A 26,312-nucleotide genomic window follows, 5' to 3' on the forward strand; every position below is an offset into this window, starting at 1 on the left:
CCGGCACCCCAAATGTCAGAGAGCGACCATTTTCATTTGCCGGGACCGATAACAATTCCACCAGCCTTGCACTCCAAAGAAAACATGGCTATATATCTGGATATAGAACGGAGACGCGCGATGAGCAACAGTGCGCAGAAAAGAGCCCTCGAGAATTATCGGTCTCGCCTAACAGAGCGAGGCATCGCACGGTTCGAGATCCAGGCGCTCGACGCCGACCGCGATTTACTCCGATCCCTTGCCCGGAAATTGGCGGAAGAAGGTCCGGAAGCCGGGCAGCTTCGCCGGACCATACAGCAGGCAGTGGCGGGTGAGCCTCCGAAAGCGGGCGGCATCCTCGCGGCGTTACGTCGCTCACCTCTGGTTGGCGCGGATCTCGACCTCAGCCGGCCGCGAGAAGAGGGACGTAAGGTCGATCTGTGACACGCTACCTCCTTGATACAAATATCATCAGCAACGTCATAAAGCCGGAGCCGTCGGGTTCGCTACTGGCTTGGATGGGCGCTCAGAAAGACGACGACCTCTTCATTGCTTCGCTTACCGTCGCCGAAATCCGTCGAGGTATCTTGGAGAAGCCGACAGGTAAGAAGCGTAGCAGCCTTGAAACTTGGTTCGCCGGCCCCGAAGGCCCGCAAGCGCTGTTCGCCGGCCGCGTCCTGTCGTTTGACGAGAAAGCGGGCCTCGTCTGGGCGCGGCTGATGGCCCACGGCAAAGCCAAGGGCCGTCCGCGAAGCGCGCTGGACACAATCATTGCCGCCTTAGCCGAAGCGAACGACTGCGTCGTCGTGACCGACAATGAAAAGGATTTCGAGGACGTTCAGATTATCAACCCGCTCCGTAGCTCTGAGAACCAGGAGGCGGGCAGGTGACGATAGCGCGAACCGTCCGACCCATTCATTTTGAGGATTTTAGCGGGACTGAGTTTGAGCGCCTCGTGTTTGCTTTCCACCTTTGTGACGGCTGGGCTGATCTTGCTTGGTTCGGTCAGACGGGAAGCGATCAAGGGCGCGACATCATCGGCACACTGCCGTTCGACGACCAACCAAATGAACGCACTGTCATTCAATGCGTCAACCGCGACAGCCTGACCCAAGCCCAACCTTCATGCTCACCGACACAGCAGCTCGCGAGATGGACCGAGCGCGCGATCGAGTGCTTGCTGCTTTCCGGCGGGCGTATCCCTCCTTCAATGTCGTCCTAGAATGATGTAGCCGGAGCGGCTCAGCGCAAAGATAGCCCCTCGTTTGGCGACCATATAACAACATCGCGGAGACGACCGCGGAACGGATCGCCGGGCAGCGCCAGGCCGTCACGAAACAGGGCATACCGATAGTCGCCCCCTTCGCGGCTTACGGCGAGGCCCTCGATGTCCGGGAGGCCGAACCCGATCGACTGAAAGGTCGGTAGTTGAAGGGTGGGTGGTATCGCTCGCTCACCGCCTCGAATGATTCCGCTGAGCGCACTCAAGAATTCGGCGCCGGCCTTCTCCTCAATGACGAACCAGCCGAATCGAGGTCCGTTCAAAGACATCATCCTTCGGCGTACGCTTGACATATGGCGCCACCACCCAGGATGCCCAAAGAAATCTTCTTCCCACCAAGGGGGAAAGTCAGATCGCCACGACCATGGCGCTGAAGCAAGATAGTTGCGGCCGGCATATTGCAGTCGGATGAATTCGATGGGCTCCGGCTCAGGTGCAGTACCGTCGCCCGATCGAATCCAGTCAATCCAATCGACAATATCCGCCGCGCCCATGAGCGTAAGCGACATGGGATGTGGCGGGCTTCCGGTGGAGCAGGGCGTCTGTCCGTTGATCTCTCTAGCTTGCCCGAGCGCAAATTCTACCGCCGCTATGATGACGATTAATCGTGTACGCCTTGAAGGCGCACGAATATTGACAATCTATGCAAGATTGCATATACTCCAGTGAGAGATGGAGGCTGACATGCCGAGCATAGCAAACGAAAATAATGAGCGTATGAGTTTGCGGGTTCCGGCTGCGGCCAAAGCTAAGCTGTTGCGCGCCGCTGCGCTTCGCAATACCGACCTTACTAATTTTGTTACACAGTCTGCTCTGCGTGAAGCGGATGCCGTGATCGAGCAGGCTGAAACGATCAAAGTCTCTGAACGCGATTTCTTGCGCATTCTGGAGCTGCTGGAAAATCCGCCAGAACCTAATGAAAAATTGCGCGCCGCTGCACGTTCGCTACCCAAATCGATATGACGGCCTGGCATGAAGAGGCGATCGGCAAGCATCATGATCGCAAAAATTTCGACTGTGGCGACGCTGAACTAAACGACTTTCTGCAAAAATACGCGCGACAGAGCCACGATCAGGGCGGTTCAAAGACCTTTCTTGCCGTCAGTGATGACGACAACAAGCATATTTTGGGCTTTTACAGCCTTACCCCGACGTCAATCGATGCTGAGAAAGTGCCGACTGCGGTGCGTAAAGGACTTGGGCGGCATGAAGTGCCGGGCTTCCGGTTGACGCGCCTTGCTGTCGATCGGCGCCAACAAGGAAAAGGCATGGGTGGCCAGCTCATGCTGGCTGCAGGCAGACGTTGCTTGCGGGCAGCATCAGAAGTCGGCGGCGTAGTGTTAGCTATCGATGCTCAAAATGACAGGGTCGCCGAGTGGTATAAAACCTATGGTGCGATACCGCTTGTCGATTCCCCGCTTTCGCTGGCGATACCGCTGACGACCATGGAGGAAGCACTGAAAGCGGCTGGACACACGCTATAATACGCCATTCACAGGAGCAGATATGCAAGCTGATCTATTTCTGTTCCCTGACAGCAATGTCTTCATCCAATGTAAGCCGCTCAAAGATCTCGATTGGTCGCCATGGAAAAATTACAGCCATGTCCGGTTGATTGTTACGCGGCCGGTGCTGGTCGAAATCGACCGGCAAAAGAATAAAGGCTCTGATCGGTTAGGGCAGCGCGCGCGGAAAGCATCAAGCCTGTTCAGGGAAATGCTTAAAGCTGAACACAATGACATGGTGATCCGCGAAGCTGATCCGCGCGTGACAGCGGCGACTTCAGAGGAGTGCGTCTCCAACGCAAAATGGCCGGTATCGAGAAAGCGAACCTCCGCATTCGGCAGGTCCCTTTTGTAGGCTTCTGCGCCGGCAGGCAGAAAGAACGGATCCTTGTCGCCCCATATCGCCAGGAACCGCGGCTTGTACTGCAGTAAATAGAATTGAAATATGGGATACCGTGCAATGTTTGTTCGCGTAATCGAGTGCAATGTCGAGCTGGATTTCTTCAGCGTCCGGGCGCGTCATGTAGAAGGCATCGAGCGAATAGCCGTCGGGAGACACGTTCGATAAGTCCGAAACGCCGTGTTCGTATTGCCAACCAATGGCGGGAGGTTTCATGATTTCGCGTAGTGCGTCCCGATTGGCCTCCGTCGGCTCGGACCAGTATCGCTTTATCGGGTTCCAGACGTCGCTCAACCCCTCTTCGTAGGCATTGCCATTTTGGGAGATAATCGCGGTCACCCGCTCGGGATACTCCATCGCGATGCGGAAGCCGATCGGTGCACCGATATCAAAAGCGTAAAGCGCAAATCGCTCGAAGCTCAAAACCTCAATGAACCTCTGTATGTAGTGGGCAAGATTGTCGAAGATGTAGGCGAAATTTTCGCGCGCGGGCGCCTGTGACCGGCCGAACCCCGGTATATCCGGCGCGATCAGGTGGAACCGATCGGCGAGCAGTGGCATGAGATCGCGAAACATGTGGCTTGAAGACGGAAAACCGTGCAGCAACAGCAGGAACGGTTTTGTGGGTTCCCCGGCTTGCCGATAGAACATCTCGCAACCGTCGATATTGATGCGGTGGTAGGTCGAACGCTTCATCTTGTCCTCGCTCTAAAAGCCAAAATCGCTGAGGCCGGGGTGTTCATCCGGTCGCCGGCCAATCGGCCAGTGGAAGCGTCGATCCGCGGCAAGGATCGGCAAATCGTTGATGCAAGCGAAGCGTTTTTGCATGAGGCCATCGGCTCCGAACTCCCAATTTTCGTTCCCGTATGACCGAAACCAGTTACCGCTGTCGTCATGCCATTCATAGGCGAAGCGAACCGCGATACGATTGTCGGTAAAGGCCCAAAGCTCCTTGATCAGCCTGTATTTGAGCTCGCGTTGCCATTTCCGGGTCAGAAAACTGACGATCGCCTCCCGGCCATTTACGAACTCCGAGCGATTGCGCCGCCGGCTGTCTTCGCTATAAGCCGGCGTTACCTTTTCGGGGTTCCGACTATTCCAGCCATCCTCGGCAAGTCGAACCTTTTCAGTTGCGGAGGCCGCTGAAAACGGCGGCTCTTGTGACTTCCACTATTTTTCTCCCAAGGCCGTGAGCCGCGCACGCAGCTCTGCATTTTCCGATTCCAGTTGAGCCAATCGCTCGCGCAACGGTGTTACCGCCCTCTCCACCTCACGTTCGTTGTAGCGGGGAGTGATATGCTGAGGGCAATTCCAATCGAAGGCTTCCAGCCGCAGCCGGAAAATCCGCTCCGCCTTTGCCCGATAGCCCGCATCGAAAACAAGGTTGGTCAGCGCAGGGTCGGCGTCGAGCGTCAGCTTCTCGACATGCATGTAGATCTTGAGACGGGCGCGCTGCGGATAATCGACCAAAAAGAGACAAGCCCGGTCGTTTGCGGCAAAGTTGCCGGTGCTGATATATTGGCGGTTACCCCGGTAGTCGGCGAAAGCCAGCGTCTTGTTGTCGACGGCTTTGAGAAAGCCCCGTGGCCCACCGCGATGCTGGACATAGGGCCAGTCGGTTTCCGACACAGAGGCGATATAGAAGCTGTCTCGTGCCGCGATGAAGGCAAGTTCACTCTCGTTGAAACTATCAGACTCGCGATGGTGGTCGCCTAACCAGATCTGATCAGCACCCATTTCAGCTTGGGCCAGCCGCACATTCGGAGTGATTGCAACTTCCAAAAAATGGTAAGGCATGGGTGAGTTCCAAAATCCGAAATATAGTATCCGCTATTCAGCGGTGCGACCTCGATTTGGCGGAGCCTCGGTCACACCGCCGGCGACCATGGCTGGTCACTTCTTGGCGACGTTGCGATCCAGGAAGTCGTTGATAAGAGGAGCAGCGACATCCAGCTTTTCTTCGAGCAGGAAATGACCTGAGTTCAGGATATGGATTTCTGCATCCGGCAGATCCTTGAGGTAAGGATGAGCGCCTGCCTCGGGAAAGATAAAATCGTTCTTGCCCCAGACGATGAGCGTGGGTGGCTTGCGCTCACGAAAGAAACGTTGGAAGTCAGGGTATAGCGGCACGTTGGTTCGGTAATCATACAGCATATCGAGCTGGATGTCCTTGTTCCCAGGGCGATCCAGAAGGGCCTGGTCGTGAACCCAGTTGTCCGGGCTGATGCGCGACACGTCTTCCATGCCGTCGGTGTACTGGAACTTGGTGGTTTCGAGCGTGAGCAGGCCGGAGAGCGCTTCGCGGCTCTTTGCTGATCCATCGGACCAATAGGTCTTGATGGGATCCCAGAATTCCTTCAGCCCTTCATCATAGGCATTGCCGTTCTGGATGATCAGACCGCTGACCCGTTCCGGATGTTTCAACGCCAGACGGTAGCCGACCGGCGCGCCGTAATCCATCACGTACATGGCGTAACTTTTGACAGCCAGGCGATCCAGCAACTTGTCGACGATATTGGCGGCCCACCGAACGTATAGGCAAATTGGCTACGATCGGGAGATGCACTTTGTCCGTAACCCGGATAGTCAGGCGCGATGACATGGTACCGGTCCGCAAGGAGCGGGATCAGATTCCGGAACATGTGGGAGGACGTCGGAAAGCCGTGGAGCAGCAGCACGACCGGAGCGTTAGTCGGACCGGCTTCCCGGTAAAAGATATCGAGGCCTTCGATCTTTGCGGTCCGATAGTGGATGGGAACCGGAGCCTTGTGAACTTCTGTCGTGGCCTGCGCAGGAAACGCTGATACCACGGTCGCGGCAGTCATGCTGGCGGTCGCCAGCATCAGGCACATAATCAAGCTACGCATGATGGTCTCCCCATAAGTCGGAATGGAACGAAAATTGGTTTTGAATGAGGGCTGCCTTGGCCGTTCAGGCCGGGCAAGCGCCGTCGTAATAAACAACGTCACCGGAGGGTGTTGCCCCAGGTCAGTAAATGGCAGTGGTGTGGAATTCGATGCACGTAAATGTTCGGTGTGAACCCGCCGGCGGACCAGCCATCGTCGTCGTTCATCAAGGGCCTCGAGGGATAGAAGTAAGCGCGTTTTGTATCGCTCTCAATTGCGATCTAGGTCACGCGCAACTAGACGATGGCATTGCCGCCATAGACCTTCGTCTATCGATTTGTCCTTACGCAACCCGCAGAAATCCCGTAACTATTTCCGGCGGACGATCGACCACCTTCGGCATTTCCTGACATGGTGTCGGAATTTTTGGGCTCCGGAACGTCTCAAACTCTGAACGGAGAGGGTTGTGGAACGAGAGCCGGAAACCGATCCCATTATCGATCTGATCCCCGCGATGGTGTGGTCCGCAACATCGGAAGGCATGCTGGATTTCGCCAACCACCATTTTCTCGAATTTATAGGCGTGCCGCTTGAGGAAATCTCCGGAGTGGGTTTCTACAAGCTGTTTCACCCAGACGACACGGCACATCTCGCTTCGGAATGGCACGAAATCATGTCTTCGAAGACTGCCAGAGAGGTTGTGGGCAGGCTCAGGCGCGCAGATGGCCAATATCGTTGGTGCACGCTTCGACAGAAGCCTCGGCTCGACGCCAAAGGAAATGTCACGAGATGGTATGGCGTCGTCCTGGATATCGAAGATCGCAAACAGGCCGAAAACGCACTGAAAGAAACGAAGACTGCACTTGCGGCCAGTGAAGAAAACCTCAGCCTGATCATCAATTCGCTGCCCGTTCTCGTGTGGTCGGCGCGACCGGATGGCAGCGCTGATTTTGTCAACAAAAGCTGGTTGGACTACGCAGGTCGCCCCGCTGATCAAATCCTCGAATGGGGCTTTCTGGACCTATATCATCCTGACGATATCCCAGGCATGGTGGACATCTGGAAGAGAGACCTTGAACATTCCGACCACACCGTTCTGAAGGGACGCATCCGTGGAGCCGACGGCAACTACCGATGGTTCTATTTCGCGGGCCGCAAGCTGGTTGATGCCAACGGGGTCGTGCGCTGGTTCGGCTGCAATATCGATATCGAAGACCTGCAACGTGCGGAGATTGCTCTCCGGGACAGCGAAGCTGCGCTCAGGGAAAGTGAGCATAAGCTCAATCTTATCATCAACACCATACCCGCAATGGCCTGGTCCTGCACCTCGGATGGACGGCTTGAATATTTCAATCGCAACTTGATCGATTATGTCGGTCTGCCTTTTGAAGAAATCGTCGGCTTCGGCTTCTATCGCATGTTTCATCCTGATGACGTCGAGCCGATGCGTGTGGCCTGGGACGAGATCGTTGCCTCGAAAAAGAGCCGCCCGGTAGATGCCCGCATCAGACGCGCCGATGGCGAATATCGATGGTTCAACTTGCGACAAAGCCCGCTGTTGGATGCAGACGGAAGTGTTGTGAGATGGTACGGCGTCGTCGTTGATATCGAGGATCGCAAGCGGGCTGAGGAGTCCCTGCGACAGAGCCAGAGTGACCTCGCGCATGTGACGCGGATGACGGCCACAGGGGAGCTTGCCGTTTCGATTGCCCATGAAGTCAACCAGCCACTGATGGCAATCGTCACGAATGCTGGCACATGTCTGCGCTGGCTGCAACCGGGCCACACCGATCTGGAGCAGGCGCGGATGGCCGCCGAAAGGGTTGTTCGGGACGGACATCGCGCGGGCGATATTATCACCAGTATCCGCGCAATGGCTCAGAAATCACCAGCGCGAATGGAGCAGACTGATTTACAAGCTGCCCTGCATGAGGTGATGGGTCTTTTGACGGGCGAACTGCAAAGGCGTGAGATAGAGGTCGGCCTCGATATGGCGGAAATGCCTATCGAAGTCGTCGGAGACCGGACGCAACTGCAACAGGTTGTTCTCAACCTGGTCATGAACAGCGCTGAAGCGATGACAGCTTCGTCAAGAGCAAAGCGCATCGCCATCAGATGTGCGGCTCAGAAACAGCGTGTAATCGTGAGTATCTCGGATACAGGCCGTGGGGTACCGGTCGGCGAGTTGGATCGGGTTTTCGAAGCATTCTACAGCACGAAGGCCGATGGTATCGGAATGGGCTTGTCGATTTGCCGCTCCATCGTCGAAGCGCATGGTGGCCGGATCTGGGCTTCTGCGGCGGAAAATGGGGGAGGAGCAGTGTTCACATTCACCTTGCCAAGGGCGGAGGATACAGGCGCCTATGATGGATGATCGCAAAAGGGGCCGGCCGACCGTCATCATCATCGATGACGACGAAAGTGTCCGCGAAGCTCTGAGAGGGCTTTTTGAATCTGTCGGATTGACCACCGAAACCCATGGTTCTGTAGCAGAGTTTCTTGCTGCGGATGATCCGGATCGGGCTGGCTGCATTGTTCTGGATATTCGCCTGCCAGGCCAAAGTGGTCTGGAGTTTCAAGAGGCGCTCGCGAAAAGCCGACACCCCAGGTCTGTCGTGCTGATCAGCGCTCATGTCGATGTGGCGATGGCGGTCCGCGCCATGAAGGCCGGAGCAATCGATGTCCTTACCAAGCCAGTACGCGAGCAGGACCTGCTCGAAGCCGTGAACCGCGCTTTGGCAAGTGACAGCGCCCGACGGGAAGCGGCAAATCAAACGGCAGCAATGCGCCTGAGGTATTCCAAACTCACCGACCGCGAGCGGCAGATTATGACTTTGGTTGTTGCCGGGAAGCTGAACAAGCAGATCGCCGCTGAGGTTCAACTCGCCGAGGCCACAGTGAAGCTTCACCGCGGCCACATGATGCGGAAAATGCACGCATCCTCAGTTGCAGATCTGGTTAGGATCGCGAGCATTCTGGAGGGCTGAAAGTAAGCTCTAGGAAGAAAAGTGAGATACACTAAAGGGGCCGCGGACCTTCCTCAGCGGGTGGCGATTGAATGTTTCGTCGATGCGTAAATTTGGATCCGAAAAAGGGTGCGCGCTGGATCTCGTCGATGGTGGCTCGATCAAGGCCCCGAATGAAGCCAGCAGGATCGGATTGCGCGGCTTCGAGCACCGTCTGGTCGTCGAGCGTGATATAGGTTCGACCGGCTTCTCCCATCTTTCGGACGAGGGTGGTCTTGCCGGCTCGGCGCGGTCCCACGATCAGGACGACTGGGGTATCCGAAAGGGCTTCCTCCGCGCGCTGCTCTACAAATCTCTCGAGAACATGTCTTCCTCGAATCTCGGACGATTGGAACTATCGTTCTCGGCTAATTGGAAGTCAATGGACCGCTAATTGGAGCTTGAAAGGTCGCAATCTGGAAGGGGGAACGCCTTCCCCCTGGCCGGTGGTTCGTTGCCAGCGTACCCCTGCAGCGGGAGAGACCCCGCAACGCCCCCCTCAGAGTTGGTGTGTTGTGGGTGGGATTTGCCGTGACGGGTTGATAGCTGGAGGAGAGGCTTCTGGCGATGTCCAAATACGATCGCAACGCTTGCTTGCCGTCCAGTTAGTCAATCTCCCCGCATCTACCGGCCGGCCGAACAGTGCAAGTCTCTGTGGATTCAGGCCGAAAAAACCTCGGTGGCACAACAGGTTACCGAGGGGTGTTTTGCAGGCGAGGGATCGCCGTCCCGATTCGCCCTTAAAGAAAATCAATCACTTAGTTCCGCAGGTGCAAATCGGGTGAGGCGCACCCCGCAACCAATTGCGATACGGAAGGGGCGGGGAGATAGCGACAGTATATCTGACCAAAGGCCCAGGACGCCATTGCCACCTATGTCCCGGTGGTGGCCCCTGATCGGGGCCGCATTGAGCGCCGTTGCGGTTCTGGCATTCGCCGATCAGACAATTATTTCGCAGGTTGTCGATGCGAAGTTTCGAGTCCTGCGGATTGATCCGCCTATCGCATGATCTGCAAGGGAAGCTCGGTGCTCTTCTTTAGAGTGCGCAGGACGATACTTGACCTCACGGACGCGAGCCCGCCGGCGACCTTGATCATCCGTTCCAGGAACACGCTGAGGTGATCAAGGTCGCTGGCCACTATTTTCATCAGGAAGTCGGCCTCGCCCGTCTGCGAATAACACTCCAGGATTTCTGGAGCGGTTTCGACGAAGCGGTGCAACTGTTCATTGCCTTCCTCCGTATGGGCGCGCAGGCTCACCAATGTGTGGGCAACGACGGAAAATCCGAGCTTTTCTGGATTGAGTATGGCCACGACATTCTGAACAAAGCCGTCGCTCCGGAGGCGGTCAAGCCTTCTGGAGCACTGCGCGGCCGAAAGGTTCACGAGCTGCGACAGCTCGGCCTGCGTCAGTTCCGCGTTTCTTTGGATTGCCGCAAGGAGCCGGATGTCAAATTGGTCAAGTGCCTCCCCTTTACTCGCCATGTCTATTCTCTTGCGTGAATATTGGGAAAACAAAGAATTTCATGCGCCCTATTACGTGAGTGTGAACGAAAATGCAAGAAATCACCATCGTTGTGACGGTATGGTAACGCCAGATCCTACAAGCGAGGTGCAAGATGTTCAATAAACTCAAAGAGCAGCCAGCCGATAGCCTCCTGGCACTTATCAAGGCGTTTCACGCCGACCCGCGTCAAGCCAAGATCGACCTGGGTGTCGGCGTCTATCGTGACCAACAGGGCAAGACGCCGGTCATGCGCGCCGTCAAGAAGGCGGAAAAGTTTTTGTTCGAAACGCAGGACAGCAAACGCTACCTCGGTCCGGAAGGCGATTTGACTTTCGTGAATTTGCTCAAGCCGATCATTTTCGGCGCCACGGGCAACTTGCTCGATCGTATTGTCGGCATTCAGACTCCCGGCGGAAGCGGGGCCTTGCGGCTCGGCGCAGAGCTCATCGCTGCTGCCAATCCGAATGCTCAGGTCTGGTTGGGGACGCCCAGCTGGCCCAACCATGCGCCGATCTTTGGATCCGCCCGGTTGGCCGTCGAGGACTACCGGTTCGTCGATCTAGCGACGCAGAAGATCGATTTCGATCGCGTTGTCGAGGCGCTGTCATTGGCGAATGCGGGGGATATCGTTCTTCTTCATGGCTGCTGCCATAACCCCACGGGAATCGATTTTACCACTGAGCAATGGAATCAGATCACGGCGCTCCTGGTGGAACGCGCGCTCATTCCGTTCATCGACCTTGCCTATCAGGGACTTGGCGATGGTCTTGAGCAGGACGCAGAGCCGACACGCCTTGTTCTCAGTACTGTCGACGAAGCCATGGTTGCCTATTCCTGTGATAAGAATTTCGGGCTTTATCGTGAACGGGTCGGCGCACTTTATCTCATGAGCCGGAATTCGAGGGAGCTTCAGATTGCCGAAAGCAACCTGGCTTCCCTGGCCCGTGTCAACTGGTCGATGCCGCCTGATCATGGCGCGGCAATCGTTCGCGCGATCCTGGAAAGCACGGAGCTGACGGAAGTGTGGAAGGATGAGCTTCAGGAAATGTGCTCTCGTGTCAACGGAAATCGCGCCGCACTCGCTGCAGCGCATCTTGACCTTGCATTTATCGCCAAGCAGCGTGGCCTGTTCTCGAACCTGGCCATTTCAAAGGAAACCGCCGCGGCGCTGCGATTGAAGCATGGGATCTACATGGCGGATTCGGGCCGCATGAATCTCGCGGGAATGCAGCCCGCCGACGCCGACGCCGTCGTGAAGTCTCTTCACGCAGAAGGCGCGTTGAACGCGCGGCCCGCTGCCTGATCTCATTCCAGATTCAAAGCCAGATTCAAAGCCAGATTCAAAGTTGGACAAGTGATGACAAAAATGGAAACCACGGGTCAGGCCATTGCACGCTCCCTGATCGAAAATGGCATTGATACGGTGTTCGGCATTCCCGGCGCCCACATGTATGACTTCAATGACGCTCTTTACGAAAAGCGCGACGAGCTCCGTTTCATCCATACTCGCCACGAACAGGGTGCCGGCTACATGGCTTACGGCTATGCCCAGTCGACCGGCCGGATCGGCGCTTATACAGTCGTGCCTGGTCCTGGCGTTTTGAACTCGGGCGCTGCTCTGTGCACGGCTTACGGCTCCAATTCCCCGGTTCTTTGCCTGACGGGCAATATCATGTCCCACTTGATTGGCCAGGGACGGGGGCAGCTCCACGAATTGCCCGACCAACTGGCGACCATGCGGGGGATCACGAAGGTTGCCGAGCGCATCGATCACCAGTCTGAGAGCGGAACTGTGATGGCCGAGGTTATCGGCAAGATGCTTTCCGGACGACGCGGGCCGGGCGCAGTGGAAGCGCCATGGGATGTCTTCGGCATGGCGGGACCGGAACTGGATCTTCCGCAGACCAGACCTGCTCCCGCCCCGCAGGTCAATCCAGAGCAGATCAAGGCAGCTGCCGCCATTCTCGCAAATGCAAGGAACCCTCTTATCATGGTCGGCGGAGGCGCCGTGGAGGCTGGCGATGAGGTGGCTTTGCTCGCAAAAGTCCTCAACGCGCCGGTCACCTCACACCGTTCAGGCAAGGGCGTCGTCAGCGACGACCATCCCAACTATCTCAATTTGGTGGCTGCCTTCGATTATTGGAAGGATACAGACGTCCTGATCGGTATCGGTAGCCGCCTCGAGCTTGAATACATGCGCTGGCGGTGGTTGCCGAAGGGACTGAAGGTCATTCGCATCGACATCGACCCGACCGAAATGGTCCGGCTCAAGCCGGACGTCGGTGTGGTTGCCGACGCGAGGGCAGGGACCAGGGCTCTGATCGACGTTCTGGCGCCGACGACCTCTGCCGACAGGACGGGCGAGTTTGCAGAACTCAACCGCAAGGCCAGGGAGCGTTTTTCGGCTGTGCAGCCGCAGGTCGATTATCTCAACGCGATCCGTGAAGCCCTTCCCAGAGACGGCTTTTTCGTCGAGGAAGTCAGTCAGGTAGGCTTCACTGCGCGATTTGCGTTCCCGGTATACGGCCCAAGACAGTATGTCACGTGCGGCTATCAGGACAATCTCGGCTTTGGCTTCAATACCGCGCTCGGCGTCAAAGTCGGCAATCCCGACAAGGCCGTTGTATCCGTGTCCGGCGACGGCGGGTTCATGTTCGGTGTCCAGGAATTGGCGACCGCCGTTCAACACAATATCGCGGTTGTAGCAATTGTTTTCAACAACAACGCCTACGGTAACGTCCTGCGTGACCAGAAGCAGAGCTATTCAGGCCGATACATTGGTTCCGAGCTCACAAACCCGGACTTCGTAAAGCTGGGCGAGAGCTTCGGCGTCAAAACATTCCGCGCCACATCGCCCGACGAACTCAAGTCGCTGATCATCGAGGCATTGGTTCTGAATGTTCCGGTGCTCATCGAGGTGCCAATCGAGAAGGGTTCGGAGGCTAGCCCATGGCCCTTCCTCCATCCGGCGCCGCCATCCGTGTAGGCTCTGGGCGTGACGCGCGTCGTGCGCGCAAGATCGCATTGGATAACCGATCATGCATTGAGAAGGTCCCGTCGAAGGCCCCGTTCCAAGTCTTTGAGAAATCAGAAAGTCAGTTTATGTCCAAAGATGACCTACCCCTGAAACTTGATAGAATTGAGAGCTATCATGCCCATGTCTATTTCGATGGCTCCGAGCAGCGCGAGACTGCGGAATTGTTGCGGGAGGAGATAGCCGAACGTTTCTCCGTTCTCCTCGGTCGCTGGCATGATCGACCGGTCGGACCACACGCGCTCGCCATGTATCAGGTGGTATAGACAACCCGTCATAATCTCTGAGACGAAACACTAGGTCCATACCCACGGCTTGATGAATAGTCTCAAGCTTGGACAGCAGGCGCTTTCTGACCAATATTTTAATATAATTGTTGGTCAGTAATCGACAGGCGCTTGTCACTGACCAAAATTTGTATATATTTTCTGGTCAAAGGTTATGCCGCCATGCCAGATCCGACATCCGATACATTGGAGCGCATTCACGCCCGAATCGCCAAAGCGGCACCAGCCGGGGTCTGGTCGCGCGCCGATTTTCTCGATATCGGAACACCCCATGCTGTCGAGAAGGCGCTCCAGCGGCTTGTCAACCGTGGTGACATTCGTCGCCCTCACCGCGGACTCTACGACAAGCCAAATACGAGCCGATTGACCGGCAAGATGGTCTTCCCGCCGCGGGCCTCATTCATCGATGCCATTGCCCGGCGCGATAAGCTCCGGGTATGCGTTGACGGAATGACAGCCGCCAACGACCTGGGTCTAACCACAGCCGTCCCGGCGCGCTCGACGATCTATGCCGATACCTACCCGAGGACGATCGAGATCGAAGCAAACGCCGGCGACCCGAACGCGACGAAACCGGTCATCTACACATTGGATTTCAAGCGCATCTCAGCAAAGACCGCCTTTTGGGCGGGGCGCCCGGCAATGCGCGTGATCCAGGCACTCAACTGGTTCCGGGACGAGCGATCCAACCTGGATACAGTGATCGAGGGTATCATGCGCCATCTGGCGCAAAACCCGCACCGGGAGGCGATTGCTCAGGATCTGCGCGAAAACATCCATGCCATCCCCGCTTGGATGTATTCCGCCGTAGACGCAATAATCCGCGCACCGGTAGTTTCATCCCAAGAAACACGGGAAGACCATGAAACAGGCGTTCATTGAAATCCTCCGATCGACGCTGGACGAGCGCAGGGCTCTCTTCTCAGCGGTGGCTTCCGGCATTGATACACGGGCTGAGAACATTGAAAAGGACCTCTATGTCTGTTGGGTACTCGACTTCCTGTTCAATCGCCGCCCGACCGACCCTGTTCGCCTTTACTTCAAAGGCGGCACAAGTCTCAGCAAGGCCTATGGCCTGATCAACCGCTTCTCCGAAGATATCGACATCGGTATTTTCAAGGCCGACCTCCATGCGCCACTCGAGGCCGACATAGCTGCTCTCCCCTCAGTCAACCAGCAACAAAAAGCGCTTGCCGAGCAGGTTGACGAGGCTGCCCGGCAATACATCGCCGGCCCTCTTCGAGACGTGTTGAGCAAAGAAATTGCCGCTGTCGAGGAAGAGGCAGGACAAAGCGGACATTTCACGCTCGACTTCGGCTACGACGCCTATCGCAAGAAGGAAGCACTCGACATTTTGGTGCTCCGATACAAAAGCGTATTCGACACGAGCGGCGGCTATGTCGAGGCAGCCGTGCGCATTGAGGCCGGAGCACGACCGGATCCCATTCCCGTGGAGCCACGGGAAATTACGCCATACATCGCCTCGGAAATGAAAGCGGGCTTCGATCTGTCGGCCCGCAATGTGATGACGGTCAAACCCGAGCGCACGTTTTGGGAAAAGGTACTCATCCTGCATGCCATGACGGAAACGACCGAGAAGCGCAGCCTTGAAGGTAACCCAGAGCGGAAAGTACCCGACCTCAATCGGTATTCCAGGCACTATTACGATGTTCACCAGATTTGGACGCATGAGCAGTATGGAAAAGCCACTGCGTCCATGCTCGATCTCGCCGAAGCCTGCCGACAGCACAAGGAACTGATGTTCCGTGCACCGGACCATCGCTACGATCGAGCAGTGCCCGGGACGCTTCGGCTCGCGCCGACTCCAGATATGACGGAGAAGCTTGCAACCGATTACGCGCGAATGTCGGCCATGATTTTCGGGGACCCGCCCCGGTTCGATGCTGTCATGGCAAGCATCAGCGAGCTCGAACAGTTTCTCAACGTAGACATTGCAGCGAAAACTCGCCGCTCGTGAGCACTTCCTAGAGAGAGCTCTCGAGAATTATCGGTCTCGTCTGGCCGAACGCGGCATCGCGCGATTTGAGATCCAGGCACACGACGCCGACCGCGATCTGCTTCGATCCCTTGCCCGGAAGTTGACGGAGGGCGGTCCGGAAGTCGCGGAGCTTCGCCGGACCATACAGCAGGCAGTGGCGGGTGAACCTCCAAAAGCAGGCGGCATTCTCGCCGCGCTGCGTCGCTCACCTTTGGTCGGCGCAGATCTCGACCTCAGCCGTCCGCGCGACGAAGGGCCTAAGGTCGATCTGTGACGCGTTACCTGCTTGATAACAATATCATCAGCAACGTTATAAAGCCGGAGCCCTCGGACTCGCTGCTGGCTTGGATGAGCGCTCAGAACGACAACGACCTCTTCATTGCCTCGCTTACCGTTGCCGAAATCCGCCGAGGCATTCTCGAAAAGCCAAAAGGTCGAAAGCGTGAGGTGCTTGACGCTTGGTTCGCTGGACCTGAGGGACCTCAGGCCTTGTTTGCAGGCCGGATTCTCTCGTTCGACGAGAAAGCTGGCCTGATATGGGCGCGGCTCATGGCCGATGGCATGACCAAGGGGCGGCCTAGAAGCGCGGTAGATACCATCGTCGCTGCGATTGCTGAGGCCAACCACTGCGTCGTCGTGACAGACAATGAAAAAGATTTCCGGGGTGTTCAGATTATCAACCCGCTTCGCAGCTCTCGGAGTTAGGAGGTAGACCGGTTTTAGCTCGAACGGTCCGGCCGTTTCACTTCGAGGATTTCAGCGGCGTCGAGTTCGAACGCCTCGTGTTCGCCTATCACCTTTGTATTCAGCGCCACCGGTCGCGCCGGTGGTAGTGCTGCGGGCAAACGATCGAGTGGCCGCTTTGTCCGTCAGACCTGCCGCGCCGGGTTGCCAACCACCGTTGCACCTGCTGCGATATCGCGGGTGACGACCGAACCCGCGCCAACGATGGCGCCGTCTCCGATCGTCACGCCGCCGAGGATGATAGCGCCTCCGCCGATCCAGACGTCGGTGCCGATCGACACGGGCCGGTCAATCTGCAATCCACTGCGCCGAAGAGCCGGCTCCCTATGATGATCGGCACAGTAGATGTGGACGCCAGGCCCCAGCATGGAGCCTTCGCCGATCCGCACGCTCGCCGTGTCCAGGATGGTGCAGCCGGCATTGAGATAGACACGGTGAGCGAGTGAAATGTTCATGCCGTAGGCGCAATGGAACGGCGCCTCGATGAAAGCATCGTCAGGCGCTTGCGCAAAAAGCGCGCGTAGCGATGGGGCAATATTGCCGCGACTTTCGGGATCAAGTGTGTTGTGCTGATGCACTGCCTTGCGCGCAGCCACGCGCAGGGCATCGAGCTCCGGATCGAGACAGCAATACCACTCTCCGGCGGCCATCTTCTGTCGTTCACTAGCGCTCACGAGACGCTCCTCGGTTGTTCCAATACAGGAGGTTCGATGATGGACGAAGGAGGAGCATCATCGCAAGAGCTGCAATCGTGCCGCTTGGCTTGGGCATGATATTTGCACGACGGCGTCGCGGGGTCGAAGGAATGGATAGACAGGCGACAAACGCCCGAGCAGCGCGATGGCGCTCGACCCATCGCGCTGCCTTTCCAGCAGGCTGACAAACGGTAGAGTGCTGAAGGTTCTGCAAATTTCCTAAAGAAGGCGGCCATGGCAGACTGGTGATGTTCAACGTCACCTATTCCCCGGAGGGAACGCCACCATGACCAAGACCGATGGTAAGACAGCCAGTGCTGCAGTGAAAGAGATTTTGCTATCGAACCCTGACGGCTTGCGTGAAGTGATCCGCGCCGTGATGCAGGAAGTTCTGGAAGCGGAGATGGACGAGGCGCTTGGAGCTGGCAAAAGCGAGCGCACACCGGACCGGCTCGGATACCGCTCAGGCCACTATGGCCGAACGTTGATCACCCGCGTTGGCAAGCTTGAACTGCGTGTTCCGCAAGATCGCTCGGGACACTTTTCCACCGAACTGTTTGAACGTTATCAACGTTCCGAGCGAGCCCTGGTGGCGACCTTGGCAGAGATGTATGTGCAGGGGGTGTCGACCAGAAAGGTCAAGGCGATCACTGAAGAACTCTGCGGCCATGCTTTCTCGGCATCTTCAATCTCGGCGATCAACAAGCGATTGGACGAAAGCCTGAAGGCGTTTGCGGAACGCCCGCTTCTTGAGCCCTTTGCCTACCTGATCCTCGATGCCCGCTATGAGAAGGTCCGTGAGGCTGGCGTGGTGATGAGCCAGGCAGTGCTGGTTGCCGTTGGCATCGATTGGGACGGACGGCGGCAGATTCTGGCTGTCGAAATGGCGGCCCGGGAGAGCCGCTCGGCGTGGAAGGACTTCCTCGTCAAGTTGAAGGGCCGCGGTCTACGGGGTGTGGAACTGGTGGTCTCGGACGATCACGCCGGCCTCGTGGCGGCGATCGCGGAGACGCTTCCCGAGGCCGCCTGGCAGCGCTGTTACGTGCACTTTCTGCGCAACGCCCTCGATCACCTGCCACGAAAGCATGGCGACGACTGCCTGCAGGAGCTGCGGTGGCTCTACGACCGGCGCGACCTCGACGAAGCCAAGACCGATCTCTCCGCCTGGCTCGCCAAGTGGTCGGCACGCTATCCGCGCTTGACCAGCTGGGTCGAGGAGACAATCGAACAGACGCTGACCTTCTTCCGATTGCCACGCCAGCATCACAAGCACTTGAAATCGACCAATATGCTTGAACGCCTCAACGAGGAAATCCGCCGCAGGACCTATGTCGTGCGCATCTTTCCAAACGCAGAGAGCTGCTTGCGCCTCGTCAGAGCCCTCGCAGTTGAGACCCACGAAAACTGGATGGAGGCCAATCGCTACATCAACATGGACGATCTACGAGAGCACAAAAAGCTCGCTATGCGCCAGGCCGCATGACCGCCCAATTTGCTGAACTTGACGCACATAACCTGACAAACGCTAACGTCAAGCTAATGTGATGCGGTTGGCGCTGTTGTGAGGCGCTGCAAAAAATGTGTGGTCGCATGCTATTCCATAGCTGATCTATCAGCCGGCCTTGTCGACCCTGTGTGGCGGCGAAAGCCTGCTCTGATAGGCTCGCCAGCCGCCATAGTTCGTTATGTCCGCTGCTCCGACGAGCGCCAGCGGTTCGACCAGAAAACCCTTCGCCGAAGTGCCGTCCGACAGCATGATGGTTCCGATGCTCATGGGAGCAGGGATAGCCGCCACGAAGGCACCGAAGGCCGCGGGTGTCAGCTTCCAGACTTCCACTTCGATTTCGCTGCCTTCGTCCTCGCCAACGCGTGTCATACCGGGTTTGGGCGGCACGGACCCTGTGAGCGAATAAAGCCTATAGGCGGTGGATGTCTGTGCGAGGCGAGAGAATTTTCCGCCGAGATCGGTAAGCTGATGGTTCAGCGGCATGCCGGAAAGATGCGCGCCGACGACAACGATATCGATCAGCTCCTCACCTTGGGCGCAAGACGTAGGAGGAGCCGAGGGGGGCTGTGACCAACCCGTGGCTCCGAGCCTCACGCCGCTTGCCCGATGGAGATCACGGGCAAGCGTTGCGGCCAGCCCGTCTCGCCCGGAAAGAGCAAGCAACGTTACGCTCGCAGGAAGGCCGTCGGAGCGGGTGCCGGTCGGCACGGCAATACCGCACATGTCGAGCAGGTTGACGAAGTTCGTATAAGTGCCGAGGCGGGAATTCTCGCGGATCGGCTCCGCCTCGAGATCGGCCAGCGTATAATGGCTGGGGGCGGTCGGTACGCAGAACAGATCGACCGATGCGATCAGCGGCGCGACCTCTTTCTTCAGGGCCTGCAATGCATAGAAGCCGCTAAAGGCGTCGGCGGCCGAAAGCGTCCTGGCGGCGCCATAGATCTTGCGGGTCACCGGATGAAGGCTCTGCTCCTTGGTGTCGAAAAACGGCTTGATCGCGGCATAGCGCTCGGCCACCCAGCCGCCCTCATAGAGCAGGTTGGCGACCTTGTAGAATGCGGCGAAGGGGATTTCGACCAGCCGGTGGCCGAGTTTCTCCAGCGTGGAGAGCGCGTCGAAATAGGCTGCTTCCATCACGGCGTCGCCGAAGAATTGCAGCTCGGCTTTCGCAGGCACGCCGATGGCGAGTACCGGCAAAACCGCTCCAAAGCCTGTCGCGGCAATGATTTTCGAGTAAACGTCCGCCTCATCATATTGAGCGGTGACGCAGAACACGGTCCATGCGTCATCGACCGTGAGCGCGAAGAGCGAGACACAGTCGAGCGTGCGACAGGCGGGAATGACGCCGGTCGTCGAAAGTGCGCCGACACTTGGTTTGAGGCCGACGATATTGTTGAGGCCGGCTGGGATACGGCCCGAACCGGCCGTGTCCGTGCCGAGCGCAAAGGTGACGATGCCCTGTGCTGTCGCCACAGCCGAACCGGAGGAAGAACCGCCTGGCACCAGTTTCGGATCGATGGCATTTTTCGGGATCGGATAGGGCGAGCGCACACCAACGAGGCCGGTTGCGAACTGGTCGAGATTGGTCTTGCCGATCACCAGAGCGCCGGCTTTGCGCAGCAGGCGGACAATGGTGGCGTCCTGTTCGGGCAGATAAGCATAGTCCGGGCAGGCCGCAGTCGTTGGCATGCCGGCGACATCGATATTGTCCTTCACCGCAAAGGGAATGCCGAAAAGTGGTCTCGAGGGATCGAAGCTGCCGAGCTTTTCTGCCTCGGCCAGCACAAAATCCTTGTCTGCCAGATGGATGAAGATGCCGGGGTCGTTCACGGCGGCAATGCGGGCGAAGACCGCTTCGACAATCTCGGCGACACTGCCACCGTTGCGATAAAAATCGTGCAGCGAGGCAATGTCGAAGGCTGGTACCGTCGAGTTCATGCTGTTTCCTCTTTCAGTATTGTTACGGGCCGGTCCCACTGAATGAGCACGACACAGCCAGTATCGCTCCAGACCGAATGCTCGGTACCGGGCGCATTGACGATGTAACTGCCACTGCCGTAGTCGCCCGTCTCATCGGATTGTACGCCGTCGAGGACCAGAATGGTTTCCAGCCCTTCGTGCCGATGACGTGGAACGGAGGCGCCTGCCTCATATTTCAGGAGGGCAACGCCTGGCTGATCGCCTTCGAAGGGGCGGATCCAGTGAATTGACACCTTTTCGCGGAATCGGCCGAATTCCAGTTTTTTCCAGCCGCCTGTGGTCAGCAGTTCGCGGGTCGTTTCAGGCATCGGTGATGCTTTCCAGGATGTCATCGACATGGGCCGTCCAGCCAACGATCGCGCCCTGGGCGCGGATCATGGCGATGGCGGCGGCCTTGAATTCTGGAAAATAGCTTTCCGTCGCCTCCTCGGCGAGCAGGCATTCATAGCCACGGTCGTTCGCCTCGCGCATCGTGGTCTGCACGCAGACCTCCGTCGTCACACCTGCGAAGACGAGCTGTTTGATGCCCTTGTGCTCCAGCACTTCGCCGAGCTTCGTGGCGTAGAAGGCACCCTTGCCGGGTTTTTCGATGATGACTTCCCCCTTTACGGGAGCAAGTTCCGGCACGATTGCGGTGCCGGGCTCGCCTGCGATCAGGATGCGACCCATCGGGCCTTCGTCGCCGATGCGCAGCGTTGGGCTGCCGCGGTCGCGCTTTGCCGGTGGCAGGTCCGAGAGATCGGGCCTGTGGCACTCCATCGTATGAATGACCGGCAGGCCGGCATTGCGGAAGCCCTGGATGAGGCGTTTGACGTCAGGGACGATCCTGGCGATGCGACTGACATCATTGCCGAGACTGGCGCCAAAGCCGCCGGGTTCGGCAAAATCACGCTGCATGTCGATGACGATAAGGGCAAGTTGATTGTGCTTCACCGGAAAGGCGAAGGGTTCTGCCTTGATCTTTGCCATCAGTGATGCCCCGCCATGTGGGCGCCGATCGCGCCGATATCGGCCGAGCGCGCCTCTGTCTCGTAGACCAGCCTGCCTTCGGAAATGACCATGATGCGGTCGGACATTTCTAGCAGTTCGTCGAGGTCTTCAGAGAGCAGCAGGACCGCCGCGCCGGAATTGCGCGCCTTCATGATGCGGGCACGGATTTCGGCGACAGCCGAGAAATCGAGGCCAAAACAGGGATTCGAGACGATCAGCAGGTCCACCTCGCCGGTCAGTTCGCGGGCGAGAACCGCGCGCTGCACGTTGCCGCCCGAAAGTGCCGCGATCGGTGAGGAAGAAGAGGCCGTCTTCACCTTGAAGTCGGAGATCAGCGCTGTCGCGCGTTTCCTCATCCTGCCCTTGTTCAGCCAGATCGCATCCCTGCCGTCAGCCTTGAGATCGAACGTGCGGAAGGCGAGGTTTTCGCTGACCGTCATGCGTGGGGCGCAGGCGTTCTGCAGTGGCTCCTCGGGAATGAAACGGACCTTGTTCATGCGGCTCTCGGGACGTGTCGCGCCATAGGCGTCGCCGTTGACGGTGACGCGGCCGCTGTGGGTGTGGCGCTGCCCGGCCAAAATTTCCGTCAGTTCCTTCTGGCCGTTGCCTGAAATGCCCGCGATGCCGACGATCTCGCCCGAGCGCACCATGAGATTATCGATCTCGATTGTCTTCAGGCCGGAACGGTCCGTCGCCTTGACCTCATTCATCCTGAGGACGGGCTTGGCCCTTTCGGAAACCAGAACGCGGCTATCGAGCTCGGCGAGTTTCACATCGCCAATCATCATCGCTGCCATGTCTGATGTGGAGAGCTCACCGACCTTGCCACTGCCGACCAGTTTGCCGCGCCGCAGGACCGAGACGGCATCTGCAAACTTCGTCACTTCATGAAACTTGTGAGAGATCATCAATACAGTCAGCTCGCCGCGCTCGGTCATGTCGCGCACGAGGCTAAGCATTTCGTCGGCTTCGGCAGGCGTCAGCACGGATGTCGGCTCGTCGAGTACCAGAAAGGAGCGGCCGAGATAGAGCTGCTTGATGATCTCCAGCTTCTGCTTTTGGCCCGCGGCAAGGTCGCTGACGGGCCGGTCGAGCGGGATCTTGAAGGGCATGCGCTCCATGAATTCGGTGAGATCCTTGCGTTCCTTCGTCCAGTTGATGACAGCGGGCACTTCGGCACGGCTGATGACGAGGTTTTCAGCGCCTGTCAGTGAGGGAACGAGCGTGAAATGCTGATAGACCATGCCGAGGCCGTAAGTGGCTGCATCCCTGGGCGAGGCGATCGCCACTTCGTGGCCGTTGACGGAAAGCGAGCCCGATGTCGCGTGGTAGAAACCCAGGATGCATTTGACGAGCGTCGACTTGCCGGCGCCGTTTTCGCCAAGCAGGGCGTGGAAGCTACCGGCAGACACCTTGATCGATACATGGTCGAGCGCGGTGAAGCCGCCGAAGCGCATTGTCATGTCGATTGTGTCAATGCCGATAGCCTTGCCAGGTTGCGGGAGCGGGGTGTCGCGGACGGTGCTCATGGCAGCTGGCTCACGAGTGTTTCGGAGTTGGCAACGGAGCCGAACACACCGCCCTGCATCTTGACCATCTTGATGGCGGCGAGATGATTGCCGTAATCGGTGGCGCCGCAGCAGTCTTCGAGCAGCAGGCACTCGAAGCCGCGGTCGTTTGCCTCGCGCATCGTCGTGTGAACGCAGACATCGGTGGTGATGCCGGTCAGGATGATGTTCTCTATCCGCTTCTGGTTGAGGATAAGCTCCAAATCCGTGGCGCAGAAGGAGCCCTTGCCGGGTTTGTCGATGATCGTCTCGCCCTCGATTGGCTTCAACTCGTCGATAATGTCCCATCCCGGTTCTCCGCGAACGAGGATGCGGCCGCAGGGGCCGGCGTCGCCGATGCCGGCGTTTATGCGCTGCGAGCGCCAGCGCTTGTTCGCGGGCAGATCGGCGAGATCGGGCCGGTGGCCCTCGCGCGTGTGGATGACGTGGTAGCCCTTGGCGCGCATGGCCGAAAGCACCCTTTCGATCGGCTCGATCGGCGCGCGCACCAACGAAAGGTCATAGCCCATGTGATCGACATAGCCGCCCGGACCGCAAAAGTCAGTCTGCATGTCGATGATGATGAGCGCCGTGTTGTCGGGTCTCAGCGCACCGTTATAGGGCCAGGCATAAGGATCGGCATTGATGTAGTGTCCCTTGGTTTCGACCATCGCATCCATCGTCTTCTCCTATCTACCCCAAAAGTTTGAGAGTTTCGCCGTGACGCCGCGCCGGTTTGCCAAAGGCCCTGGAAATGCCGTCGACGCGCTTGACCTTGTCTTCCAGGAACAACTGACAGCTGCCGACAACAAGCTCGTGCATGTCGCTATATGGGGCGTCACCGCCGCCCTCGACGGCGACGTAATCGCGAAGGCTGCAGTGGTCGGCGCCCTGTCCTGATTTGGTGAGGCTGGCGAAACCATCCATGGCAGATGCCTTACTTCGTGAGCGACAATGCGCCGGGGGCTCCGGCAAGCGAACGGGTGGGCGAGGAGGTGGCAATCAGGATGACGAGCGTCAGAACGTAGGGAGCCGCGTAAAACAGGTAGTAGCCCTTTGTGACGCCGACCGACTGCAGGGCAGGGCCAAGCGCACCCGCGCCGCCGAAGAGAAGCGCCGCCAGAAAGCAGCCAATCGGGTTCCAGCGCGCGAAGATCACCAGCGCCACCGCCATCAGGCCCTGGCCGGAAGAGATGCCTTCGCTCCAGGAACCGGGGTAGTAGAGTGAGAGATAGGCACCGCCGACGGCGGCGAGCGATCCGCCGACGCCGGTCGCCAGCAGGCGGACACGCTCCGGATTGATCCCCATCGCTTTCGCCGCATCGGTGCTGTCGCCGACGACACGCAGGATAAGACCGATCCGGGTGTTTTTGAACGCCCACCACAAAAACAGCGCAATGAGGCCGCCCAGGATGAAAAGCATATTGATGTTCAAAGCCGCCTGAACCGGCGCAAGATTGGACCAGGCGCCGAGCGGGATCGACGGCAGGTGTGGGGCTGCCGGCTGGATGAAGGGCTTGCCGAGAAAGAAGGCAAGCCCGAGCCCGAATTGCATCATGGCGATACCGATCGCGATATCGTTGACCTTCGGCCACTTGCAGATCCAGCCGTGCAGCAGGCCGAAGACCGCGCCAGTGCCCATGGCCGCCAGCACGCCGAGCCAGGGTGAACCGCTGAGCACGGCGATCGCGTAGGCCGTCATGGCGCCGAAGACGAGCGTGCCCTCAAGTCCGAGATTGATGCGGCCGGAGCGTTCTGTGATTGTCTCGCCAAGGCTGACGAAGATGAAGGGTGTCGAGACGCGGATCGCGCCCGCAAGGATCGCGAGGGGAACGCCCCAGATGCCAATGCCGCTTGCTTCCATCATGCGCGCCTTTTCCAGAGGTCGGGATTGAAGATCTTGAAGCGGCCATAAAAGGTCTCGCAAAAGAGGATGACGACGAAGAGCGTCCCCTGCAACACCAGTACGGTCGCGTCGGGCAAGCCCATCCGGCGCTGGATCAGCCCGCCCGACGCGTCGATGCCGCCAAGCAGGATGGCGACCGGAATGATCGCCAGCGGATTGTGCCGCGCCAGGAAGGCGACGAGGATGCCGGTATAGCCGTAGCCCGCCGCCAGCGAGGCATTGGCACTGCCTTGGACAGCGGCGACCTCGATCATGCCGGCAAGACCGGCAAAACTGCCGGCGATCGCTGTGAAACCGACAATCAGGCGGCCGACAGGCAAGCCTTGGATCTGAGCGGCGCGGACGTTGCCGCCGGCGATACGCGCCGCGAAGCCATAGCTCGTGATCTCGATCAGGACCCACGAGACGATGCAGGCGATAACGCCGATGGCCAGCCCCCAATGCACGTCCATTCCGGGCATCTTGCCGAGCATGTACCCGCCGGGCAGGGGAGCGGTGGAGGGCTTGTTCAGGCTCGCCGGATCGCGAAGCGGCCCTTCCACGAACTGGTTCATCAGCGCAATGGCGATATAGGCGAGCAGCAACGAGGAGATGGTCTCGTTGACGCCGCGATAGTGCCGCAGGAACCCTGCAAGACCGATCCAGATGCCGCCGACGATCATCGCCGCCGCCGCCATCAGCATGAGGACGGGAAGGGCGGGTAAGGTTCCGACCAACGGCAACGCGGCCGCCGCAGCAGCAACGCCGCCCAATACCACTGCGCCCTCACCGCCGATGATGACGAGCCCCAAACGGGCCGGCAAGGCGACGCAAAGCGCTGTCAGAAGGAGCGGGGCAGCCCGGCTGAGGCTGTTCTGGATCGAGAACCAACTGCCGAAGGCGCCCGTGTACATCAGTTGGAACAAGGTGATCGGCGATCTGCCGATCACAAGGATGAAGAGGGAGAAGAGTGCCAGTCCGATGAGAATTGCGCCGAAGCTGATGACAACAGGTTCCGCGCGCCGTGCCAGCCATTCGAGGATGGGTCTGAATACGGACGGTCGTTCGGACGCGATGGCTATTGCGGAGGTGTTCGCCTCGACTGTCATGGCGTTCTCCCC

At 58.3% G+C, this 26,312-nt stretch carries 27 protein-coding genes and 4 pseudogenes; 16 read left to right on the forward strand and 15 right to left on the reverse strand.

Annotated features, from left to right (window positions below; all coding sequences use genetic code 11):
* The first annotated feature begins 120 nt into the window (after positions 1 to 120).
* Together NBG89_RS23370 and NBG89_RS23375 are read left to right on the forward strand one after the other, a co-directional pair.
* Positions 121 to 423: a hypothetical protein gene (locus tag NBG89_RS23370; protein ID WP_431324454.1), complete on the forward strand. Its 303-nt coding sequence runs from the start codon at positions 121 to 123 to the stop codon at positions 421 to 423.
* Positions 420 to 869, forward strand: a complete 450-nt coding sequence (locus NBG89_RS23375) for a type II toxin-antitoxin system VapC family toxin (protein WP_431324455.1) — start codon at positions 420 to 422, stop codon at positions 867 to 869. The genes NBG89_RS23370 and NBG89_RS23375 overlap by 4 nt, the downstream gene beginning before the upstream one ends.
* 352 nt (positions 870 to 1,221) lie before the next feature.
* On the opposite strand, the gene NBG89_RS23380 is transcribed toward NBG89_RS23375, so the two are convergent.
* Positions 1,222 to 1,524, reverse strand: coding sequence for a hypothetical protein (locus tag NBG89_RS23380; RefSeq protein ID WP_431324456.1), 303 nt, complete (start codon positions 1,522 to 1,524; stop codon positions 1,222 to 1,224).
* 421 nt (positions 1,525 to 1,945) lie between these two features.
* Between NBG89_RS23380 and NBG89_RS23385 the strand changes: the two genes are divergently transcribed.
* Genes NBG89_RS23385 through NBG89_RS23395 form a run of 3 tightly spaced genes read left to right on the forward strand, consistent with a single transcriptional unit; the run spans position 1,946 to position 3,121 of the window.
* A complete protein-coding gene (locus tag NBG89_RS23385; protein ID WP_431324457.1) occupies positions 1,946 to 2,224 on the forward strand; it encodes a DUF1778 domain-containing protein in 279 nt (92 codons plus the stop codon).
* Positions 2,221 to 2,745 (forward strand): GNAT family N-acetyltransferase, encoded by a 525-nt coding sequence (locus NBG89_RS23390; protein WP_431324458.1) that lies wholly within the window; start codon positions 2,221 to 2,223, stop codon positions 2,743 to 2,745. Before NBG89_RS23385 ends, NBG89_RS23390 begins: the two co-directional genes overlap by 4 nt.
* A 22-nt stretch (positions 2,746 to 2,767) precedes the next feature.
* A complete protein-coding gene (locus tag NBG89_RS23395) occupies positions 2,768 to 3,121 on the forward strand; it encodes a PIN domain-containing protein (protein ID WP_431324459.1) in 354 nt (117 codons plus the stop codon).
* Here the strand turns inward: NBG89_RS23395 and NBG89_RS23400 are convergent.
* The 4 genes and pseudogenes from NBG89_RS23400 to NBG89_RS23415 all read right to left on the reverse strand — a co-directional run.
* Positions 3,034 to 3,862: pseudogene (locus tag NBG89_RS23400) on the reverse strand (alpha/beta fold hydrolase); the annotation flags it as partial. The gene NBG89_RS23395 and the pseudogene NBG89_RS23400 sit on opposite strands and share 88 nt — an antisense overlap.
* A 12-nt stretch (positions 3,863 to 3,874) precedes the next feature.
* A pseudogene (locus NBG89_RS23405) lies at positions 3,875 to 4,321 on the reverse strand (DUF1348 family protein); the annotation flags it as partial.
* Between the two features lie 15 nt (positions 4,322 to 4,336).
* Entirely contained in the window at positions 4,337 to 4,963 is a 627-nt protein-coding gene (locus tag NBG89_RS23410; protein ID WP_431324460.1) for a pyridoxamine 5'-phosphate oxidase family protein, read from the reverse strand.
* A gap of 96 nt (positions 4,964 to 5,059) precedes the next feature.
* Positions 5,060 to 6,033, reverse strand: a pseudogene (locus tag NBG89_RS23415) (alpha/beta fold hydrolase).
* Positions 6,034 to 6,478: 445 nt separating this feature from the next.
* Between NBG89_RS23415 and NBG89_RS23420 the strand changes: the two are divergent.
* Positions 6,479 to 8,386, forward strand: coding sequence for a PAS domain-containing sensor histidine kinase (locus NBG89_RS23420; RefSeq protein ID WP_431324461.1), 1,908 nt, complete (start codon positions 6,479 to 6,481; stop codon positions 8,384 to 8,386).
* On the forward strand, positions 8,376 to 8,999 hold the full coding sequence (locus NBG89_RS23425; RefSeq protein WP_431324462.1) for a response regulator transcription factor: 624 nt from the start codon (positions 8,376 to 8,378) through the stop codon (positions 8,997 to 8,999). The genes NBG89_RS23420 and NBG89_RS23425 overlap by 11 nt, the downstream gene beginning before the upstream one ends.
* 106 nt (positions 9,000 to 9,105) lie before the next feature.
* Here the strand turns inward: NBG89_RS23425 and NBG89_RS23430 are convergent.
* Together NBG89_RS23430 and NBG89_RS23435 are read right to left on the reverse strand one after the other, a co-directional pair.
* Positions 9,106 to 9,357 (reverse strand): annotated as a pseudogene (locus NBG89_RS23430) (AAA family ATPase); the annotation flags it as partial.
* 658 nt (positions 9,358 to 10,015) lie between these two features.
* Complete coding sequence (locus tag NBG89_RS23435; RefSeq protein WP_431324463.1) at positions 10,016 to 10,501, reverse strand: Lrp/AsnC family transcriptional regulator; 486 nt, start codon at positions 10,499 to 10,501, stop codon at positions 10,016 to 10,018.
* Between the two features lie 134 nt (positions 10,502 to 10,635).
* Between NBG89_RS23435 and NBG89_RS23440 the strand changes: the two genes are divergently transcribed.
* The 7 genes from NBG89_RS23440 to NBG89_RS23470 all read left to right on the forward strand — a co-directional run bounded on the left by NBG89_RS23440 (position 10,636) and on the right by NBG89_RS23470 (position 16,548).
* Entirely contained in the window at positions 10,636 to 11,826 is a 1,191-nt protein-coding gene (locus NBG89_RS23440; protein WP_431324464.1) for an amino acid aminotransferase, read from the forward strand.
* Positions 11,827 to 11,880: 54 nt separating this feature from the next.
* Positions 11,881 to 13,509 (forward strand): thiamine pyrophosphate-dependent enzyme, encoded by a 1,629-nt coding sequence (locus tag NBG89_RS23445; protein WP_431324465.1) that lies wholly within the window; start codon positions 11,881 to 11,883, stop codon positions 13,507 to 13,509.
* A 116-nt stretch (positions 13,510 to 13,625) separates the two neighbouring features.
* Complete coding sequence (locus NBG89_RS23450) at positions 13,626 to 13,823, forward strand: DOPA 4,5-dioxygenase family protein (RefSeq protein WP_431324466.1); 198 nt, start codon at positions 13,626 to 13,628, stop codon at positions 13,821 to 13,823.
* Positions 13,824 to 14,006: 183 nt separating this feature from the next.
* The gene (locus NBG89_RS23455; RefSeq protein WP_431324467.1) at positions 14,007 to 14,726 is read left to right on the forward strand and encodes a DUF6088 family protein; all 720 of its coding nucleotides are present in this window, start codon (positions 14,007 to 14,009) and stop codon (positions 14,724 to 14,726) included.
* Entirely contained in the window at positions 14,707 to 15,822 is a 1,116-nt protein-coding gene (locus tag NBG89_RS23460; protein WP_431324468.1) for a nucleotidyl transferase AbiEii/AbiGii toxin family protein, read from the forward strand. Before NBG89_RS23455 ends, NBG89_RS23460 begins: the two co-directional genes overlap by 20 nt.
* Positions 15,797 to 16,117, forward strand: coding sequence for a hypothetical protein (locus tag NBG89_RS23465; RefSeq protein ID WP_431324469.1), 321 nt, complete (start codon positions 15,797 to 15,799; stop codon positions 16,115 to 16,117). Before NBG89_RS23460 ends, NBG89_RS23465 begins: the two co-directional genes overlap by 26 nt.
* Complete coding sequence (locus tag NBG89_RS23470; protein ID WP_431324470.1) at positions 16,114 to 16,548, forward strand: type II toxin-antitoxin system VapC family toxin; 435 nt, start codon at positions 16,114 to 16,116, stop codon at positions 16,546 to 16,548. Before NBG89_RS23465 ends, NBG89_RS23470 begins: the two co-directional genes overlap by 4 nt.
* Positions 16,549 to 16,712: 164 nt before the next feature.
* Here the strand turns inward: NBG89_RS23470 and NBG89_RS23475 are convergent, their stop codons facing one another.
* On the reverse strand, positions 16,713 to 17,261 hold the full coding sequence (locus NBG89_RS23475; RefSeq protein WP_431324471.1) for a sugar O-acetyltransferase: 549 nt from the start codon (positions 17,259 to 17,261) through the stop codon (positions 16,713 to 16,715).
* Between the two features lie 307 nt (positions 17,262 to 17,568).
* Here NBG89_RS23475 and NBG89_RS23480 point away from each other — a divergent pair, with 307 nt between their 5' ends.
* Positions 17,569 to 18,765 (forward strand): IS256 family transposase, encoded by a 1,197-nt coding sequence (locus tag NBG89_RS23480; protein ID WP_431321730.1) that lies wholly within the window; start codon positions 17,569 to 17,571, stop codon positions 18,763 to 18,765.
* Between the two features lie 129 nt (positions 18,766 to 18,894).
* Here the strand turns inward: NBG89_RS23480 and atzF are convergent, their stop codons facing one another.
* From atzF to biuH, 5 genes are read right to left on the reverse strand one after another with little or no spacing between them, the layout of a single operon-like run.
* Positions 18,895 to 20,727 carry an allophanate hydrolase gene (gene atzF / locus NBG89_RS23485; RefSeq protein WP_431324472.1) on the reverse strand — a complete coding sequence of 611 codons (1,833 nt, stop codon included), beginning with the start codon at positions 20,725 to 20,727 and terminating at the stop codon, positions 18,895 to 18,897.
* On the reverse strand, positions 20,724 to 21,077 hold the full coding sequence (locus tag NBG89_RS23490) for a cupin domain-containing protein (RefSeq protein WP_431324473.1): 354 nt from the start codon (positions 21,075 to 21,077) through the stop codon (positions 20,724 to 20,726). Before NBG89_RS23490 ends, atzF begins: the two co-directional genes overlap by 4 nt.
* Complete coding sequence (locus tag NBG89_RS23495; protein ID WP_431324474.1) at positions 21,070 to 21,738, reverse strand: cysteine hydrolase family protein; 669 nt, start codon at positions 21,736 to 21,738, stop codon at positions 21,070 to 21,072. Before NBG89_RS23495 ends, NBG89_RS23490 begins: the two co-directional genes overlap by 8 nt.
* Positions 21,738 to 23,288 (reverse strand): ABC transporter ATP-binding protein, encoded by a 1,551-nt coding sequence (locus NBG89_RS23500; RefSeq protein ID WP_431324475.1) that lies wholly within the window; start codon positions 23,286 to 23,288, stop codon positions 21,738 to 21,740. The genes NBG89_RS23495 and NBG89_RS23500 overlap by 1 nt, the downstream gene beginning before the upstream one ends.
* Positions 23,285 to 23,986, reverse strand: a complete 702-nt coding sequence (biuH, locus tag NBG89_RS23505; RefSeq protein WP_431324476.1) for a biuret amidohydrolase — start codon at positions 23,984 to 23,986, stop codon at positions 23,285 to 23,287. The genes NBG89_RS23500 and biuH overlap by 4 nt, the downstream gene beginning before the upstream one ends.
* Positions 23,987 to 24,026: 40 nt before the next feature.
* Between biuH and NBG89_RS23510 the strand changes: the two genes are divergently transcribed.
* Positions 24,027 to 24,206, forward strand: a complete 180-nt coding sequence (locus NBG89_RS23510; protein ID WP_431324477.1) for a hypothetical protein — start codon at positions 24,027 to 24,029, stop codon at positions 24,204 to 24,206.
* 37 nt (positions 24,207 to 24,243) lie between these two features.
* Here the strand turns inward: NBG89_RS23510 and NBG89_RS23515 are convergent, their stop codons facing one another.
* On the reverse strand, positions 24,244 to 25,170 hold the full coding sequence (locus tag NBG89_RS23515; protein WP_431324531.1) for an ABC transporter permease: 927 nt from the start codon (positions 25,168 to 25,170) through the stop codon (positions 24,244 to 24,246).
* Positions 25,170 to 26,300 carry an ABC transporter permease gene (locus NBG89_RS23520; protein WP_431324478.1) on the reverse strand — a complete coding sequence of 377 codons (1,131 nt, stop codon included), beginning with the start codon at positions 26,298 to 26,300 and terminating at the stop codon, positions 25,170 to 25,172. Before NBG89_RS23520 ends, NBG89_RS23515 begins: the two co-directional genes overlap by 1 nt.
* Between the last annotated feature and the right edge of the window lie 12 nt (positions 26,301 to 26,312).

It is taken from the genome of Rhizobium sp. YTU87027, assembly GCF_050644135.1.
GTDB lineage: Bacteria > Pseudomonadota > Alphaproteobacteria > Rhizobiales > Rhizobiaceae > Rhizobium.

Excerpts from the sequence above, each read along its gene's own strand:
- NBG89_RS23390 (WP_431324458.1), top strand. The coding sequence starts at position 2,221 with ATGACGGCCTGGCATGAAGAGGCGATCGGCAAGCATCATGATCGCAAA.
- NBG89_RS23500 (WP_431324475.1), bottom strand. The coding sequence starts at position 23,288 with ATGAGCACCGTCCGCGACACCCCGCTCCCGCAACCTGGCAAGGCTATC.
- NBG89_RS23515 (WP_431324531.1), bottom strand. The coding sequence starts at position 25,170 with ATGGAAGCAAGCGGCATTGGCATCTGGGGCGTTCCCCTCGCGATCCTT.
- NBG89_RS23425 (WP_431324462.1), top strand. The coding sequence starts at position 8,376 with ATGATGGATGATCGCAAAAGGGGCCGGCCGACCGTCATCATCATCGAT.
- NBG89_RS23385 (WP_431324457.1), top strand. The coding sequence starts at position 1,946 with ATGCCGAGCATAGCAAACGAAAATAATGAGCGTATGAGTTTGCGGGTT.
- biuH (WP_431324476.1), bottom strand. The coding sequence starts at position 23,986 with ATGGATGCGATGGTCGAAACCAAGGGACACTACATCAATGCCGATCCT.
- NBG89_RS23495 (WP_431324474.1), bottom strand. The coding sequence starts at position 21,738 with ATGGCAAAGATCAAGGCAGAACCCTTCGCCTTTCCGGTGAAGCACAAT.
- NBG89_RS23520 (WP_431324478.1), bottom strand. The coding sequence starts at position 26,300 with ATGACAGTCGAGGCGAACACCTCCGCAATAGCCATCGCGTCCGAACGA.
- NBG89_RS23450 (WP_431324466.1), top strand. The coding sequence starts at position 13,626 with ATGTCCAAAGATGACCTACCCCTGAAACTTGATAGAATTGAGAGCTAT.
- NBG89_RS23410 (WP_431324460.1), bottom strand. The coding sequence starts at position 4,963 with ATGCCTTACCATTTTTTGGAAGTTGCAATCACTCCGAATGTGCGGCTG.
- NBG89_RS23435 (WP_431324463.1), bottom strand. The coding sequence starts at position 10,501 with ATGGCGAGTAAAGGGGAGGCACTTGACCAATTTGACATCCGGCTCCTT.
- NBG89_RS23440 (WP_431324464.1), top strand. The coding sequence starts at position 10,636 with ATGTTCAATAAACTCAAAGAGCAGCCAGCCGATAGCCTCCTGGCACTT.
- NBG89_RS23480 (WP_431321730.1), top strand. The coding sequence starts at position 17,569 with ATGACCAAGACCGATGGTAAGACAGCCAGTGCTGCAGTGAAAGAGATT.
- NBG89_RS23490 (WP_431324473.1), bottom strand. The coding sequence starts at position 21,077 with ATGCCTGAAACGACCCGCGAACTGCTGACCACAGGCGGCTGGAAAAAA.
- NBG89_RS23460 (WP_431324468.1), top strand. The coding sequence starts at position 14,707 with ATGAAACAGGCGTTCATTGAAATCCTCCGATCGACGCTGGACGAGCGC.
- NBG89_RS23395 (WP_431324459.1), top strand. The coding sequence starts at position 2,768 with ATGCAAGCTGATCTATTTCTGTTCCCTGACAGCAATGTCTTCATCCAA.
- atzF (WP_431324472.1), bottom strand. The coding sequence starts at position 20,727 with ATGAACTCGACGGTACCAGCCTTCGACATTGCCTCGCTGCACGATTTT.
- NBG89_RS23445 (WP_431324465.1), top strand. The coding sequence starts at position 11,881 with ATGACAAAAATGGAAACCACGGGTCAGGCCATTGCACGCTCCCTGATC.
- NBG89_RS23455 (WP_431324467.1), top strand. The coding sequence starts at position 14,007 with ATGCCAGATCCGACATCCGATACATTGGAGCGCATTCACGCCCGAATC.
- NBG89_RS23370 (WP_431324454.1), top strand. The coding sequence starts at position 121 with ATGAGCAACAGTGCGCAGAAAAGAGCCCTCGAGAATTATCGGTCTCGC.